Source organism: Oceanobacillus polygoni (genome assembly GCF_008304605.1).
Lineage (GTDB): Bacteria > Bacillota > Bacilli > Bacillales > Amphibacillaceae > Oceanobacillus > Oceanobacillus polygoni.
Window position 1 is genome coordinate 1 of sequence record NZ_PIJY01000057.1, and the last position, 17,209, is coordinate 17,209.

At 37.2% G+C, this 17,209-nt stretch carries 10 protein-coding genes, 2 tRNA genes, 1 rRNA gene and 2 riboswitches; of the genes, 9 read left to right on the top strand and 4 right to left on the bottom strand.

Annotated features, from left to right (window positions below; all coding sequences use genetic code 11):
- The 4 genes from rrf to F1560_RS21180 all read left to right on the top strand — a co-directional run.
- Positions 1 to 82: ribosomal RNA gene (gene rrf / locus F1560_RS22815) — 5S ribosomal RNA — on the top strand; the annotation flags it as partial.
- Between the two features lie 23 nt (positions 83 to 105).
- Positions 106 to 180, top strand: a tRNA-Asn gene (locus F1560_RS21170).
- Positions 181 to 187: 7 nt separating this feature from the next.
- A tRNA-Thr gene (locus F1560_RS21175) sits at positions 188 to 260 on the top strand.
- A 620-nt stretch (positions 261 to 880) separates the two neighbouring features.
- Positions 881 to 2,953 (top strand): methyl-accepting chemotaxis protein, encoded by a 2,073-nt coding sequence (locus tag F1560_RS21180; RefSeq protein WP_149476597.1) that lies wholly within the window; start codon positions 881 to 883, stop codon positions 2,951 to 2,953.
- Positions 2,954 to 3,125: 172 nt separating this feature from the next.
- Here the strand turns inward: F1560_RS21180 and F1560_RS21185 are convergent, their stop codons facing one another.
- A complete protein-coding gene (locus F1560_RS21185; protein ID WP_338112816.1) occupies positions 3,126 to 3,752 on the bottom strand; it encodes a TetR/AcrR family transcriptional regulator in 627 nt (208 codons plus the stop codon).
- 129 nt (positions 3,753 to 3,881) lie between these two features.
- On the opposite strand from F1560_RS21185, the gene F1560_RS21190 reads away from it, so the two are divergent.
- Positions 3,882 to 6,122 carry an MMPL family transporter gene (locus F1560_RS21190; RefSeq protein ID WP_246811959.1) on the top strand — a complete coding sequence of 747 codons (2,241 nt, stop codon included), beginning with the start codon at positions 3,882 to 3,884 and terminating at the stop codon, positions 6,120 to 6,122.
- A 233-nt stretch (positions 6,123 to 6,355) separates the two neighbouring features.
- Here the strand turns inward: F1560_RS21190 and F1560_RS21195 are convergent, their stop codons facing one another.
- Both F1560_RS21195 and F1560_RS21200 read right to left on the bottom strand, forming a co-directional pair.
- Positions 6,356 to 7,042: an RraA family protein gene (locus F1560_RS21195; protein ID WP_187773795.1), complete on the bottom strand. Its 687-nt coding sequence runs from the start codon at positions 7,040 to 7,042 to the stop codon at positions 6,356 to 6,358.
- Between the two features lie 14 nt (positions 7,043 to 7,056).
- Positions 7,057 to 7,989: a hydroxyacid dehydrogenase gene (locus tag F1560_RS21200; protein WP_149476600.1), complete on the bottom strand. Its 933-nt coding sequence runs from the start codon at positions 7,987 to 7,989 to the stop codon at positions 7,057 to 7,059.
- Between the two features lie 129 nt (positions 7,990 to 8,118).
- On the opposite strand from F1560_RS21200, the gene F1560_RS21205 reads away from it, so the two are divergent.
- Positions 8,119 to 8,994 (top strand): LysR family transcriptional regulator, encoded by an 876-nt coding sequence (locus tag F1560_RS21205; RefSeq protein ID WP_149476601.1) that lies wholly within the window; start codon positions 8,119 to 8,121, stop codon positions 8,992 to 8,994.
- A gap of 110 nt (positions 8,995 to 9,104) precedes the next feature.
- Here the strand turns inward: F1560_RS21205 and F1560_RS21210 are convergent, their stop codons facing one another.
- Positions 9,105 to 10,430, bottom strand: coding sequence for a 2-hydroxycarboxylate transporter family protein (locus F1560_RS21210; protein ID WP_187773796.1), 1,326 nt, complete (start codon positions 10,428 to 10,430; stop codon positions 9,105 to 9,107).
- Positions 10,431 to 10,880: 450 nt separating this feature from the next.
- Between F1560_RS21210 and F1560_RS21215 the strand changes: the two genes are divergently transcribed.
- From F1560_RS21215 to F1560_RS21225, 3 genes are all read left to right on the top strand, one after another.
- Positions 10,881 to 12,440: a glutathione ABC transporter substrate-binding protein gene (locus tag F1560_RS21215; protein ID WP_149476603.1), complete on the top strand. Its 1,560-nt coding sequence runs from the start codon at positions 10,881 to 10,883 to the stop codon at positions 12,438 to 12,440.
- A 76-nt stretch (positions 12,441 to 12,516) separates the two neighbouring features.
- Positions 12,517 to 12,624, top strand: a riboswitch (SAM riboswitch).
- Positions 12,625 to 12,737: 113 nt separating this feature from the next.
- Complete coding sequence (locus tag F1560_RS21220) at positions 12,738 to 14,363, top strand: sodium:solute symporter family protein (RefSeq protein ID WP_149476604.1); 1,626 nt, start codon at positions 12,738 to 12,740, stop codon at positions 14,361 to 14,363.
- Positions 14,364 to 15,686: 1,323 nt separating this feature from the next.
- Positions 15,687 to 15,787, top strand: a riboswitch (purine riboswitch).
- Positions 15,788 to 15,873: 86 nt separating this feature from the next.
- Complete coding sequence (locus F1560_RS21225; RefSeq protein WP_149476605.1) at positions 15,874 to 17,169, top strand: NCS2 family permease; 1,296 nt, start codon at positions 15,874 to 15,876, stop codon at positions 17,167 to 17,169.
- The last annotated feature ends 40 nt before the right edge of the window (positions 17,170 to 17,209 follow it).

Sequence of the window (17,209 nt, forward strand, 5' to 3'; positions counted from 1 at the left end):
CCATCCCGAACACAGAAGTTAAGCTCTTCAGCGCCGATGGTAGTTGGGACTTTGTCCCTGCAAGAGTAGGACGCCGCCAGGCTGCTTTTTTCATATCTACATAATTCCACAGTAGCTCAGTGGTAGAGCAATCGGCTGTTAACCGATCGGTCGTAGGTTCGAATCCTACCTGTGGAGCCAGGTTCACGCTTCCATAGCTCAGCAGGTAGAGCACCACCATGGTAAGGTGGGGGTCGCAGGTTCAAATCCTGTTGGAAGCTCTCTACTAAACGTTGATATAGCGCTATTCCTAATATTTAGGAATAGCGCTTTTTTCCTTTTCTTTCGACTTTGACGGTATTCTTGCCGGCGGGAATTGTTTTCCGTTACTTTTCATAGAGGTATTATTACTACATATGAAATAAGTGAGAAGTAAGTCTATCAAATAATACTTCTACTTATTTTTACTTAATTAATTTTATCAACTCCTGCAATCATTGAAGAGAAAATATATCCTTTATTGATACTCTAGAAAATGAAAATAAGGAGAAATTATGAAATTTATTTAGCGAAAGTAATTGATAATATAAAAAACTAGTCCTTAAGTACCTAAAAAAGTTAACTAATGGTATAATTGGATTATGTTATCCTTAACTGGGAAACTAATGTGGAAATACATAGATTATCCAATTTGATATGCAGATATGATTAGGGAACAATTAAATTAAATATCTAAAAAAGAGCTTTGCTACAAGTTAGTAAATTTGTGAGAAGTATTCTTTTGCGATAAATTCAATAAAGGCTGTTTGATTTTTAGCTAAATTATGTGAAGCGCTGAAACGATTACCGAATCATATCACAGGAGTAGCATCAGTAAAATACAAGAAAGAAGGAATTTACGGTGGGGGCAAAAGGAAAGAAAAAGAAGTCGATAGGATTTAATTGGATTCGTAAAAGTATATCAACAAAAGTAGCCGCAGCACTTTTTGTAGCTATATTTATTGTATTTTCTACAACAGGATTCTTTATACATATGTATACAAAGGCATTACTAGTAGAAAATGTTGAAACAGATTTATCGACAAAAAGTGATGCAATCGCTGCACAGGTGAATAGCCTGTTCAAAGAAAAAGCGACGATTGTGCGGCAAATGGTAACGAATCAAGAGATTGGCAGGTACTTAAATACAACTGATTCTAGAGATGAAGCTTTAGCAAATGATTATTATGAAGGTGTATTACAGTCGCTTAATGAGGTTGTTGAGATAGATGATTCGATTGCAATGGCATGGGTTGCAAGTAATAAATCAAACTTTTTAATCGGAAGTAATGATGTTTTATCTGACTCTAGCTTTGACATAACAAGCAGACCTTGGTATGAGGCTGCTATGGCAGAAGATGATGTTTATTTCACCGAACCGTACATGGATGAAGTATTTGGAAAAATGATCTTGAGTGCAATGAAGCCAATTCAAGAGAATGGCAATACAGTTGGTATTGTTGCAATTGATATTTTTCTAGATCAGTTACCAGAGCTTATGCAAGCTTATAGAATGGGTGAGAGTGGATATTCATTCTTAACCTCTAGCGATGGAACAGTTTTATATCATCCAGATGAAACATTAATTCTTGAAGAACAACTGCAGGATATGTCTGGTGATATGGGGACAATCGGTAACAAAATGATTGCAGGCGAAAAAGGCCTTCAGTTAGCTCAAGTCAATGGTAATTTAGAATATATTGGGTATTCGCCAGTTCATACAACAGGGTGGTCTATTGGAACGTCGTTACCAGAAGACGAAGCTTTAAGTGAACTTGAAACGTTTACGATGATGATGGTTTTATTTTTTAGCATTGCCTGTTTGATTCTTGTGGTAGTCGTGATTTTTTTATTAAAACGTATGTTACGAGAGATTCCTCAAGTTACGAAAGTGATGAGAGAGTTAGAATTAGGTAATTTAAGTAAGACAAAGATACAAGCTAAAACGGATGATGAAATAGGCCAATTGGTAAGTTCTACAAATAAGATGAATGAAACACTGCGAGAACTCGTCATGAAAATCAAAAATGTATCTGAGACGGTTAGCAGTAAAAGTGAGGAATTAACGCAGTCAGCAAATGACGTGAAGATTGGATCTGAACAAGTGGCGACTACAATGCAAGAGTTAGCTTTTGGTTCAGAGTCTCAAGCAAATACCACAAGTGACCTTTCTTCCTTGATGGCTACTTTCCAATCAGATACGGATCAAGCATATGCGAACAGCAATCAGGTGTATGAATCTTCTAATCAGGTACTGAGTCATACAAATGAAGGAAGAAACCTAATGGAAAAGTCGACAGAACAAATGGAAACAATTGATACCATTATTTATGATTCCGTTCAGAAAGTAGAAAGTTTAGATACACATTCTCAAAAAATATCCGATCTAGTTTCTGTTATTAAAGATATCGCTGATCAAACGAATTTATTGGCTCTAAATGCTGCGATTGAAGCTGCTCGAGCTGGAGAAAGTGGGAAAGGCTTTGCAGTTGTTGCAGATGAGGTTAGAAAGCTTGCCGAGCAGGTCGGGTCATCCGTAACTGGCATTACAGATATTGTTGAGAATATCCAAAGGGAAACAACTCAGGTTACGAAGTCTTTACGAGATGGCTATAAAGAAGTTCAACAAGGAACTAGCCAAATAAAGGTGACGAGAGATACGTTCCAAACAATAAGTACATCCGTTACGCAAATGGTAGATGGTATTAAAATGATTTCTGATAAATTATCTACCATATCGGATACGAGTGAAAACATGAATACTTCTATCCAGGAGATTGCAGCAATATCTGAGGAATCCGCGGCAGGAGTTGAACAAACCTCTGCATCTTCACAACAGATCAGCAGTTCAATGGAAGAAGTTGCCCTAAGTTCAGATGAGCTCGCAAAGCTAGCGGAAGAATTGAATGAATTGATACAGCATTTTAGGAGCTAAGAGATTATAAGATGAGCCCAAATAAATGACTTTACACGAAAACAACGCTATTTTCCCTTAAGAATAGCGTTGTTTTTTCGTTTGTCATTTAAAAATTGCTATCAATTTGTTGTAAAAGTAATAGCAATTTTTATATACGATCCTAATTCAACATCTTTACAAACTTACACAGCTAGCTTCCATTAGCCAAACCATCCCAATAAAAGTCTACAATCTGCGTTACTAAATCATCCAGCGATGAAAATGAATTTTTAAATACTGTATTCATATTGTTTCCGGTTGTCACCATGGATACAAACAGAAGCGCTCCTAAGCGTGGATTGCTCCCGGGAATTTCCCCCTTGTCCATTGCTTTTTTTAATGCATGTTCCAATTCGTCATACATTTTTTGCTCGGCTTCCTGCATCAATTGCAACTGTTCCTGCGATAAAGATGTCTTTGCTTCCTTCATAAATGAATTAATATCAATATCAACTGTCGCTTGTAAATGGCCTTTGGCAAACTGAAACAATTGCTTTTTCAATGGCTCATTGGTTGAGAGAATTACGACAATTCTTTCGTGGATCCGATTCATTAACTGAACCATTGCATCCGTGAAAAGGTCTGTCTTTGTTTTGTAATAGTAATAAACTGTTGCTTTTGTGACATCACATTGTTGGGCAACATCGTCCATGGATACTAACGGATAACCTTTTTCTAAAAACATACCGGTTGCGATATGTAAGATCGTATCCTTCGTTGATGTTCCATCCTGTTCTTTACGAGGTCTTCCTAATGTTCGATGTTTGCGTTGCATCATGAACCCCACTCCAAATTCTATAAACTACACTTAGTATATCATAATTTAAATAGTACTTGATTAATTAACCGACTAGTATATATAATTACGAGGTACATGATTTTAAATGCACGAGAAAGGATGAGATTCGTGAAAGGTCTTTTGAAAAATTGGGGAGGTATTGTTGCAAATACCAAAACCCGTTGGGCAACCTTGTTTATTTGGGTCTTACTGATTGGGATATTTTCATATATTTGGCCACAAGTCAACGATCGGGAGACATCAGATACGCAATTATTGCCAGAAGATACGATGTCTGTCGAAGCGAGTAAAATTACAAATGAAGAATTTTCTAATGATGCTGGTACACCATTGCTTTTAGTTTGGCATCGTGATGGAGGACTAAATGAATCTGATTATGAGATGATTCAATCCCTTTATCGAAATCTAAATGAGGAACCGGTTGATCAACAAACATTTATCCCGCCTTTTCAGGATGCTCCTGTTGAAGCAATAAAAGGAAGTGCGTCTGAAGACGGGGAAGCGCTGACAACACCGGTCTTTTTTGATGAAGCTGCAGCAACAAAGGAATTACAAGCAGCGCTAGATCAACTGGGAGTTAAAATAAAGGATACATTTGGAAGTGAAGTGCTGGAAAGTGAATTAGACGATGCTGGACTACACGTGCGTTTTTCCGGACCTGTCGGAATACAGACGGATACAGTTTCCTTGTTCAGCAATGCAGATTTCACCCTGTTAATCGCAACAGTATTGATTGTATTTATTTTACTTATTTTGCTGTATCGCTCACCAATTTTGGCACTTGTTCCGCTTGTTGCGGTTGGGATTGCCTATGGGATTATAAGTCCACTGCTTGGTTTTTTCGCCGATAAAGGCTGGATAGTTGTGGATGGGCAAGCAATATCGATTATGACGGTTCTCTTGTTCGGAGCCGGAACAGATTATTGCCTATTTTTAATTTCACGATATCGAGATGAATTGCGACAAGAAAAAGATAAACATGTTGCATTAAAACGTGCGATTAGCGGTACTGGTGGGGCCATCATGATGAGTTCCCTGACAACGGTTTTAGGACTGCTGTCACTTGGGATAGCCTATTACGAATCCTATGATCGTTTTGCTGTACCTTTTAGTTTATCGATATTTATTATGGGGATCGCAGCATTAACCGTGCTTCCTGCGATTTTGGCCTTACTTGGACGTTTTGCATTTATTCCATTTATCCCACGCCCTGAAGAAATGATTCAGGAAATGGAAGAGAAGAAAGGCAAAAAACTGCGTCGTCCGAAACCAAGTCATCGATTCGGGAAAAAGATTGGAAAAGTGGTAACAAAAAAACCTTGGACGATTATTCTTGTCAGTGTAATTATTCTTGGTGGTCTAGCTGCTTTCGTACCGAAAATGCAATTTACGTATGCTTTATTAGATTCCTTTCCAGAGGATATGCCATCCCGTGAAGGATTTACATTGATTGCAGATCATTATCCACCAGGTGAAATTGCGCCTGTCAGTGTGATTGTCGATACAAATGGAGCGGATGTTTCGTTGCAGGAGGAATTGGCAGAGCATCCTTATGTAGAGCTTGTTGATGACCCTGTGGAAGGATCGGAAAATAAGGATATCCAAGAATGGAAAGTGACACTTGCGATTGATCCATACTCCACGGAAGCGGTAGAAAGCATTCCAGAGCTTCAGTCTATTGCGACGAATGCATTAAGCGATGCAGGTGTATCCAATTCAGATGACTTTGTATGGCTAGGTGGAGAAACAGCGACATTATACGATACAGACCAGATAACGAATCGAGATCAAGGGTTAATTATACCTGCCCTTCTACTCATCATTGCAGTGTTGCTCGTCATATTCCTAAGGTCCATTGTTGCAATGGTCTATCTTTTATCAACCGTTATTATTTCGTATTTATCTGCGCTTGGTTTAGGCTGGCTTGTGCTCCATCATATTTTTGGGGTCACAGAAATTCAAGGATTAATCCCGCTCTATGTGTTCGTCTTTTCGGTTGCTTTGGGTATAGACTACAACATATTCCTTGTTTCTAGTCTATGGAGCAATCGAAAAGAAATGCCGTTGAAGCAAGCTATTTCCAAAAGTGTTGCAGAAACGGGCAGCGTAATCAGTTCAGCAGGACTTATTTTAGCTGGTACGTTTTCAGTTCTGGCTGTAATGCCTATGCAGGTTCTTGTCCATTTCGGTACCATTACAGCAATCGGAATCTTGCTTGATACGTTTATCGTTAGACCATTGCTTGTTCCAGCGATTACGACGGTGCTTGGGCGTTTTGCGTTCTGGCCGGGTAAGTTATGGAAGCTAAGGGATGATGAGAGTTTTAAAGATCGTGTAAGTGAAGAATGATTTTGAGTTTGGCTGCTGGCAGGGGTGTCAGCGGCCACTTTTTTATCAATGAAGTTCAACTTATAGTTTGGCAGAAAAGGCGAAACGAAGATATTGGTAGAATAAAGTAATTTCATATCGCTAAAACAGGAAAGTATCCTGATGTCAGAATTACATTATTGATGATGTAATTGATAGTTTTGCTAGAAATGTATAATACGAATGGAACGAGGCAAAACCTCATCCCATTCGTATTATAAAAACTCATAACCATCCTCTTTTAATTGCTTGGAAAGATTAGTAGCTATGGACCCATTTTCCCAATCACCATTAGCTATTAGGTTTAAGGAGTTAATTTCATTGGCTTGTAATTCTTTTACTTTTTCTAAAATATTAAGTGCTTCTTGGGGTGGAATTACAACAATTCCATCTTCATCACCTAAGATTATATCTCCTGGATGAACGACTTGACCACCACAAGAGATATCAACATTTATTTCTCCAGGACCATTCTTGTATGGTCCACGGCCCGTAATTCCAGCTGCGAAAACAGGGAACTCATTGTTTACTAAATAATCTACGTCTCGTATGCTTCCATCAACTACAAAACCAGCTATGTTCTTACTCTTAGCATATGAATACATAATCTCACCGCAAACACTATGATTCATATCTCTCCCAGCATCTACTACGATAACATCACCAGGATCGGCCATTAATAATGCCTGATGGAATAGCATATTATCTGCAATAGAGGCTTTTACAGTAAGTGCTTGTCCAATTATTTTATTATCTTTCCCCATTGGCCTAATATGGGCATTCATACTATAAAGTCTACCCATACAATCAGATACATTGGCACTTGGGTATTTTCTTAATGCTTCAACTAATTGTTTATCTAGATTATTTCTGTGCCGAATTATTCGTTTTCCAACACTCATCATTATCTTCCCCTTTATACAACTCTATAGTTAGGTGTCTTACCTTCTAACACAGTTATAACTTCTTTTACCACCGTTGAACCCATCAGTTTCATCGCTTCTGCTGTGTTTGCGCCAATGTGAGGAGTAGCAACAAAGTTATCTAAACTAAGTAATGGATTTTTTGATGTGGGTGGTTCATGCTCAAAAACATCACTTGCAGCTGCAAATAATTTCTTTTCTGCTAAAAATGTATACAAAGCCTTTTCATCAATTACTCCACCTCTAGAAGTGTTAATCAAGACTGCATGTGGTTTCATAAAACGTAAAGCCCTTTCATTAATTAAATGCTTGGTATCTTTTGTTAGTGGAACACTTACCGATACAAAATCAGCTATCATCATCAAGTCTTCTAATCTATCTACTTTTTCAATCCCAACCTGAGAACACTGCTGTTCTGTGACAAATGGATCGTATACTACAATCTTCATATCAAATCCGTGCTTGGCGATTTTTGAAGTATTTAATCCAATCTTACCTGCTCCTATCAGTCCCAATGTCTTATTATTTAGCTGGTAGCCCATCAGCTCTTTAGGTGCTATTGATTTATTTTCACCTTTTTTTCCCTTCTCAAAGCTTAAACTTATATTACGCACAACATTCGTCATAAGAGCGATAATTAACTCAGATACAGATTGAACATTAGCTTCAGGTGTATAGACAACTTTTACATCATGTTCTTTGGCGGCCCCTATATCAATTGAGTCATATCCAATACCATGTTTACCAATAACTTTTAACTTTTTTGATTCCTCAATCATGGAACGAGATACTTTTTCTGCCCGGATTATCATGGCATCGATATCCTTTAGCTCATCAAGATTATTTGTTACTGTGGCATATTTTTGAAGTGTGTTTAGAGCATCTTCATCTATGTGTTCATTAAGATAGACCTTATACTTTGGCACTTTATCTACTCCTTTGTTTGATAGCGCTAACAATTAATTATATACTAAGTATAAATATTGCTAAATGTAATGTAAAATACATAAAAACTGTATTAAATACTATTTATTTTAATATTAGGAGGATCGAGAATGAACCTGAACTTTATCCCGACGTTTTTAACGATTGTACGAAAGCAGTCGATTAGTGCTGCAGCAGAATCGATGCATGTTGCTCAAACGACAATTAGCCAAAGGCTAAATGTTGCTGAACAAGAATTTGGTTTTAAACTCATCGAAAGAGGAAGGGGTATTAAAAAAATTACGTTAACACCTGCAGGCGAGGAATTTTTACGTTTAGCAGAACAGTGGGAAAACATCTATAACGACTTAAAAATCCTAAAAGAAAAAGGACCTAAGCTAACGTTGAGCATTGGTTCGATAGATAGTTTTAATACATTCTATTTACCAAGTGTCTATAAGGAAATTAACAAAACATCATCGTCTGTGCTACTACGTAGTCATACACTACATTCAAATGAAATTTATTCCGGAATTGATAATAAGACACTTGATATAGGTTTTACGCTAATTCAAAGGAGTCATTCAAACGTAAACGTAGAGAAATGTTATGAATCTGATTTAGTCGTATTACGCAGTGGCAATGTTAGCGATTCAAAAGTAGATCCTTTAGCGTTAGATCCTTTATATGAACTATTTATGCCTTGGGGAGAAGAATACAAAATATGGCATGAGTTTTGGTGGGATCCGTTAAGTGTTCAAAAAATAAAACTAGACGATATCCACTTATTATTTGATTTTTTACAAAACCCAACTTACTGGGCAATCGTTCCTGAATGGATTGCGAAAAAGGCAAATAAAAGCAGAGGGTTTTCGATTCAGTATTTTACTGATCCGCCACCAAAGTACACCTGTTACAGGCTTACTCATAAAAATCCAAGCTTGTCTAAGAGTTCTGCTATTGAGTTTTTTGATAATCAATTGAAAAAATGTATCTCTATGTCATGACAACGTCTTTATTTTTTATATAATGTATTCACAAATAAAACCCCTAGAATGTGACTTGCTCAACACTCTAGGGATTTCGCTTCTATATTAAATATAAATCTAACATATTATTACGTGGCGGATAGAAAACTCATAACTAAAATTGTTAATACTCCACCAATACGTGTAGTTACCTGTAAGAAGGGATACAATTGCATTCGATCACTTGCTTTTAGAACAGCAACATCTCCTGAACCTCCCATATCAGCTAATGAAAGTCCAGAGATGATGGAAGACTCAATGAAATGAAAACCAATTAGCCATCCAGCCAATCCGGCGATAATTGAAATAATCACTACAATAGTAACAATTAAGAAGATGTGTGATGGATCTGTAATGATTTGTAGGATACGGTCAATATCAATTAAGCTTGCACTTATAGCTACTAATATAGCTGGGATCCAAAGCTTACTTATAAAATTAAACCATACCTCTGCACCAACGGTGATATATTCAGGGAAAATATTCCAAACCTTTAATATTGCAGTTAAAATTATGATCCATACAAAAGTATGTAGTGCGGGGACAAGTTCACTTAGCAACATTCCTGCCATATATAATCCGCCAGCTACCATCATACCTATTCCGATATTGCGAAGTGATTCTAGCATACTTGTATCTTTTGTGGTTTTAAATCCTGCATCTTTTTTTCTAAGTGGATTCCCTTCTCCTGAGAACCCTTTTACAAACATGTTTTTATTTTTCTTCCCTAAATAGTTAAGTACAGACGCTAATAGTATACAAATAATATTAGAAACGATTACTGCAGGTGCAAGAATATCGAAATAATCTACTGGCAAACCTCCCATATTATCAGCATAAATCTCCGAAAGCGGAATGGCCCCTGTAGTTATTCCGCTTGCCATAATCGGTGCCACTATCATAAGAATCGTTTGTTTAAATCCTATACCAAATAGTTGCCCTAGCAAACCACCCGCTAATGCTGCCAGTAATATCGTCGTTAATAAAGGAATTAACATTTTTAAAGCTACATTAATAAGAACTTCCTTTTTTATACCTAATATACTTCCGACAATTAATCCTGCAACAATTAGGTTAGAGAATCCAAAACCGCTATAGAAATCAGCAGCTAATTCAGCAGTTACTTCAGGCAAAATTCCGATATAAATTAGTAGAGAGGGTAGGAAGATGCAAAGTATAGTACCTCCTCCAAAATCAGAGAATTTTGGAATGGAATCCCCCATCCACATGAACAAACCACCTAAGCCCATCGTAATCATAAAACCAGTAATTAAACTAGAAGGAACGACATCAAGGTATAATCCTACTATTGCAGGTACTAATAGTAAAAGATATATTGGAAGTTTTATTCCGTAAATCTCTTGATTAAAAATATTATTCTTTCTTTTTGTATTCACAACATTTTCACTGCCCATTAATCCCACTCCTTTTTTAGATAAGTAATTCCCTAACAAACAAATTTTGATAGCGCTTTCTATTAATTGGAACGTATACTTGCTTTGATTTCTATTATCCATCATAAATATTAAGAATTATAATGTAAAACTAATATATTTGCTAATAAATATCAAAATATGTGATGTTATGATGTTTAGAATCTCATTGTAAGGAAAAAGAGCTATTCTCATAGTTAATTAGTTTGTAATTAAAAACATTGAATGCTATTATATATTCAATTCAAAGTAAATTCATCGGTATTCTTGAATAATTGAATTGAGAGATAGATGTTGCTAGGAGGGGGATATAAACTGTTCTTAGAATAACTGAACAGATCATAATAGATACATAATTGATTGTGGATAATGGAGAGCAAACAATCATAGAAATTAAAAGTAGTAAAAATTTCAACACTTGGAGTGGTTTAATTGAAAAAAGCATTATTATTTATTTTACTTATATCAAGTTTATTGGTTATAACTGCTTGTGCTGGTGATGGAGCAGATGAAACAGAGAATGTTGAGGAAAAGGATCTGACAGTCGGATTAGCCTCTGAACCAGTATCGCTGGATCCACATGCTGCAAATGATGGTAACTCCTTATATGTGATGAATGCCATCTATGATACGTTGATTGAGCAAAATACAGATTTGGAGATTCAGCCAGCTTTGGCTGAAAGTCTCGAACAAATTGAAGATACTGTCTGGGAAGCAAAGCTTAGAGAAGATGTTACTTTCCATGATGGCAGTGCATTTAACGCAGATGTTGTAAAGGCGAACCTGGATCGCGTTCTTGACCCTGACATGGGATCACCGCTCGCCTTTTTATTCGATATGATAGAGTCTGTAGATATAGTAGATGAATATACGGTTCACATTAATACGAAATATCCCTTTTCAGCCTTACCATCTCATTTGGCACATCCAGGCGGGCATATGATCAGTCTTGAAGCGATTGAAAAAGATAATGAAGCAATTGCCAATGGTGGAGAGCCGTTTGCAACAGTTAATGAGAACCCGATTGGTACAGGATATTTTAAATATGATGACCGTACAAGTGGAGAACAAATTAAGGTTGTAAAAAATGAAGACTATTGGGGAGAGCAAGCCGGGGTAGATTCGGTTACGTTTAAATTTGTCCCAGAAGATTTAACACGAATTGCAGAGCTGCAAACTGGTGATTCGGATATCATTTATCCAGTAAATACAAGCAATATTGATGAAGTGGAAACGAATGAAGGAACACATGTTAAACAATCCGATAGTGCAAGTATGTCCTATCTTGGTTTCAATGTAGAAAAAGAACCATTTACAGATCTTAGAGTAAGACAGGCGATTGCAAAAGCAATTAATAAAGAAGAAATTATCGAAGGAGTACTTAATGGTGTTGCCTTACCAGCAAAAGGACCACTTGCGCCGACCGTGTTTGGGTACGATGAAAAGGTAGAACCAATTGATTATAATGTTGCTGAAGCAAAGGAATTATTAAAGGAAGCAGGCTATGAGGATGGTTTCAATGCAACAATCCTGGCCTATGATACAAATACATCAGATATCACACAGGTTATTCAAGCAGAGCTAAAGGAAATCGGTATCGATATTGACATTGAGATGACTGAAGTAGGAACCTATCTGGAAGTCACTGGTAATGGTGGTGTCGATATGTTTATCGGAAGCTGGGGAACTGTAACATTAGATGCGGATTACGGGCTATACCCAATGTTCCATTCAGCTAATGCCGGGAATCCCGGAAACAGATCTTTCTATGCAAATGATGTAGTAGATGCATTACTGGAAAAAGCAAGACAGGAAGGAGCAGAAGAGGAAAGACTACAACTATATAGTGAAGCACAGCAAATTATTGTAGATGAAGCTCCAATTGTTCCGCTTTACCATTCTGTATTGCTAGCTGGTTTAAGGGATGAAGTAAATGGGTTTTATCAGTTTCCGAGTAGTTTCCCGTTTTTGCGGGATGTAACGATTGATTGACAGATAAATTGAATTTTATAATAACATTGACTTTTTTATCACGAAGGTGTAATTTTAATACAATTGAATATTGAACTTCTTATCAAGAGAGGTGGAGGGATATGGCCCTTTGATACCTCGGCAGCGGGCTCAATTTATTGAGTACTGTGCCAATTCCATCAGACACTAGTCTGAAAGATAAGAAGAGGAACTAGAATTTTTCTACCCTCTTCTTATGGAAGGGGGTTTTTGCTTTGGTCTTATAATTGAATATTTGTCTAGCTAAAGGTGATTTAAAAATTAAGGGAGTGAATAATTGTGACAGAATATGGCGTATGGACAATCATACTGGCATTGGGATATACATTTGCGCTGATAACGGCAGGACAAATTGCCAAAAGACGCTTGACTAAGAAAGATAGTTATTTTGTGGGAAATCGGAATTTCAATAAATGGATTGTTGCGTTTTGCATAACTGGATTATTCTCGGGATCCACATTCATTTCTATTCTGGAATTATCCTATTTAACTGGTATCTCGGCAATCTGGTATGGAGTGGCAGAGATGGTCCAGATTTTTATCATTGCTTTCTTGATTATCCGTTCTTTCCGAAAAAAGATGCTTGTAACGGTTTCTGGTTTGATAGGAGATACGTACGGGAGAACAGCAAAAGGCTTATCAGGAGCAATTACTGCATTCGCATTTCCAATGTGGTCGGTTGCCACAGCAATCGCATTTGCTTCTGCCTTTCATGTGTTTACAGGTATTTCGTTGAGCTTATCCGTTGCGTTTACTGCTATTTTACTTTTTATCTATCTGCAGGCTGGTGGCATGTGGTCCATTGCTTTTACACAAACAATGAACATGTTTGCGTTCGGATTGATGATTGTAATTGGAGTTATTGCTTTTTTCATCAATCCGGGATTATCAGGTTTAGCTACATTGAACATGGAGCGCCCAGAAATGTTTAACTTTGGGAGTGCCGGGCTACAAGTGATTGTCGTCTGGTTTGGAACTTTTCTCGTAAATGTCATTCTGGCACAGGCGGCCTTCCAAATGGCATTATCTTCCCGTTCACCAGAAGAAGGGCAAAAAGGCCTTGTTATGGCTGGATTCATGGCGATTCCGTTTATAGTCGGTGGTGTTATCTTCGGAATATCAGCTGCTATCGTCGTACCGAATGCATCCACTGGTCTTATCGCCATTCCGCAGTATCTGATGGAAGTTTTGCCTGCCCCATTAGTAGGTTTATTTTTCCTTGGTGTATGGGGCTGTGCACTTGGCTGGGGTGGACCATGTCAGTTCTCAGGTGCTACAAGTCTCGGACGTGATGTGGGAAGTGCGATTAATCCAAGTGCCACAGGAGACCAGCTTATTAAATATACGAAAATCTCGCTTCTGCTTTTAACTGGCCTGATGATTGCGTTTGGTTTATTGCGAACGGAGCAATCCGCATGGTGGAATGTATTTGCATGGACGATACGAAATAGTGCCACGTTTGCACCGGTAGTAGCCGCGCTGTTTTGGCCGGTGGTGACCAAGCGCGCTGTAGTTGCTTCATTGTTCACTGGATTTACTAGCGGCCTATTGTGGTATTACTTGGGTGGTTGGCATCCTCAGGAATTTTATTTGAACATACACCCGGTTTGGATCGGAAGCTCGGTTAATATCGTGACAATTACATTGGTAACACTGGCTAATAGAGGAACGAATTTAACATTGCGAAAGACAGATCGTTTTGGTTACATGGGGTTAATTGGAGGAGTTATTTTAACGCTGGTGAATATTATTTATTTTGAACAGGCCTATCAAAGTGGATTGTTTGGGTTGTTTATGTTTGTGGCTGTATTGAGTTACTTTATAGCGGCGATACGGTTTGTGAGGTTAAATGAAGTCGGAGCTGTACTTGTAGAGGAGAAAGAATACATTGCGTCAAATAGTTAAGGAACTACAATAAAGATAGAAAGTTTATCTACGATTTAATTGGGGTATAGATGATTTATCGCAATGAAAAGTAAGCGTAAAAGTTGTGTTAGCAGGGAATGGAGGTAGAATAAGTATGGATTTAATTATCACTACTTTTGTTGCCTTGATTGGTGTCTTTGTATTAACCATTAGGGCGTTTACAGCGGTATATAAAAATAGATTGAAGGATTCTGATGAGTAAAGAGATTTTTTTAAATCTTGTTTAGGGTAGTTAAGATTTGTTATGAAAGGCAGCATCATTTTGTGTTTTGCTGCTATCTGTTTACTAAAATTATTTGTTCTTGAATGAAAACATATTGAAAAACTATGAAATACATGTACGGTATTGCAAGAAACCTATAGAAACGAAAACGTGTTAGGGTATAACGTTTTCCCTTAATCAAAGTAGAACTGCATTGGGACTTCCTTTTTTTTAAGGAAGTCCTTTTTACGGATCTAGATATTAGTACTGACGCGGCGCGGTAGCAGAGGTAAGCTTGAAAAAAATTTAAGTAAAGAATTGTTAAGAGAAATTTCTTTTGGTTATAATTTATAAGAAATTTATATTTATTTGAAGGAATAAAATTCTGACCGAATTCACCGACACTAATCAGACCTATTCTAACAATAGCTAATGTATAAGATTCCTGGATCAACTATATAGCCCTAATTCCAATTGCGGAGTTAGGGCTTATTTTATTTGAGGAGGAAAAGTATTTCAAGGGAAGATATTTTTGAAGAGATGTCAGATCTTCCAAATATAAAATATAAGTAATCAGGGGGAAAAGCGGCAATTTGAACAGAACACACCACATCACGCAATATGGAAGAATACCTGATTACTATTAATTTTCATCCCCTTATTATAGTAGGGATGCTTTTTATCTAAATAACCTACAGAAACTATAATTGCTAAAAAGTCTTGTTAATTTACTCATATAGCCTTTGGAACAAATGAATTGAAAGGAATTACATTTCAATGAGTAAATATCTGTAAATCAAATAGGTAAGTCAAACAAGACCTTTTGAAAGTGAAGGTAATAAACTAAAAATTGTAATGGAATGAGCAGCTATATTAGACTATATAAAGAAAGTTTGCGAAGGATAATTTTATGTTGGAGATGTATTTTTGAATAAAGATGACCATAACAAAATTAGAAAAGAGAATTTGGAACGATCCAAGTAGATCAATTCTAATAGGGGGCGAGTGTCAATTTACCGCAGTTCATCGTTATACTAGTGATTATCCTCCCGACTACCCTTGACGCCCACTCACCAACTTGTTATCATTTTTCTATTGTTCAAAAACAAATAGCTACATCTTGTATAAGTCCAGGAATATGGCTTGGACGTTTCTACCAGCTACCATAAATAGCTTGTCTACAAGGGATGGAAATGTATTTTCCTATACCTTTTACGATTACTTTGGCATGCTGGGACGGAGCAAGGTTTTTTATACAAAAGTAGCAAATAGGAGATACTACATATTATGAAAAACTTTTTTGGATTTACAGAAAGAAATACTTCATATAAACAGGAAATTTTTGCTGGTCTCACAACCTTTCTTTCCGTATCTTATATTTTAGTCGTAAACCCGCTTATTCTTAGTCAAGCAGGGATGGATCGGGGGGCTGTATTTACAGCTACTGCGCTTACCGCAATCATTGGTTCCTTACTTATTGGGTTGCTTGCGAATTATCCAATTGCTATTGCACCTAGTATGGGGCTGAATTCATTCTTTACTTTTTCTGTTGTTATTGGGATGGGTATTGAATGGCAAGTGGCTTTGACAGGTGTTTTTATTGCGGGAATTATCTTTATGATTTTAAGCTTGATGAAAATCAGGGAAAAGATCATTAATGCGATTCCGGAGGATTTAAAACATGCGATTGCTGCTGGGATTGGATTTTTCATTGCATTTATCGGCTTTAAAAATGCAGGAATTATTGTTGCTAATCCAGATACGTTTGTTTCGATTGGTGACGTAACATCACCTGGAACAGCATTAGCTCTCGTTGGTCTTATAATCACCATTATTATGCTCGTTCGCGGTGTAAATGGAGCAATTTTTTATGGAATGGCAATTACAACGATTATTGGAATGCTTGTTGGGTTAATTAAAATTCCGTCTTCTATTATCGGGACGATTCCGAGTCTTGAACCAACATTTGGCGCTGTGTTTATGAATTTCGATGCGATTTTTACACCAGAAGTCTTAGCGGTTATTTTTACCTTTTTATTTGTTGCCTTTTTTGATACAGCTGGTGCTTTGATTGCACTTACGAGTCAAGCTGGAATCATGAAGAATAATGAGATTCCGAAAATAGGAAGAGCGCTGCTTGCGGATTCTTCGGCTGCGTCTATCGGTGCGATATTGGGGACATCCACACCTGCAACGAGTGTAGAATCTTCATCAGGAATTGCGGTTGGGGGAAGAACTGGCTTTACATCGATCATCATTGCGCTTTGTTTTGCGATTGCATTATTCTTTTCACCTGTTCTTGCTGTTATAACGACAGAGGTTACTGCACCTGCGTTAATTATTGTTGGGGCGCTAATGGCGATGGATATTCGTAATGTTAACTGGAATAGAATTGAAATTGTCATTCCGGCATTTTTGACGATTATTATGATGCCACTAACTTCCAGTGTCGCGATGGGTCTTGCATTTGGATTTATCCTTTACCCATTATCGCTCCTTGCGCAAAAGCGTTTTAAAGAAGTGCATCCAATTATGTATGTGCTTTGCTTGCTATTTATTTTATATTTTATCTTTATTGCATAGCAAATTAAATTAAACCTCAGGGTTCACATACCCTGAGGTT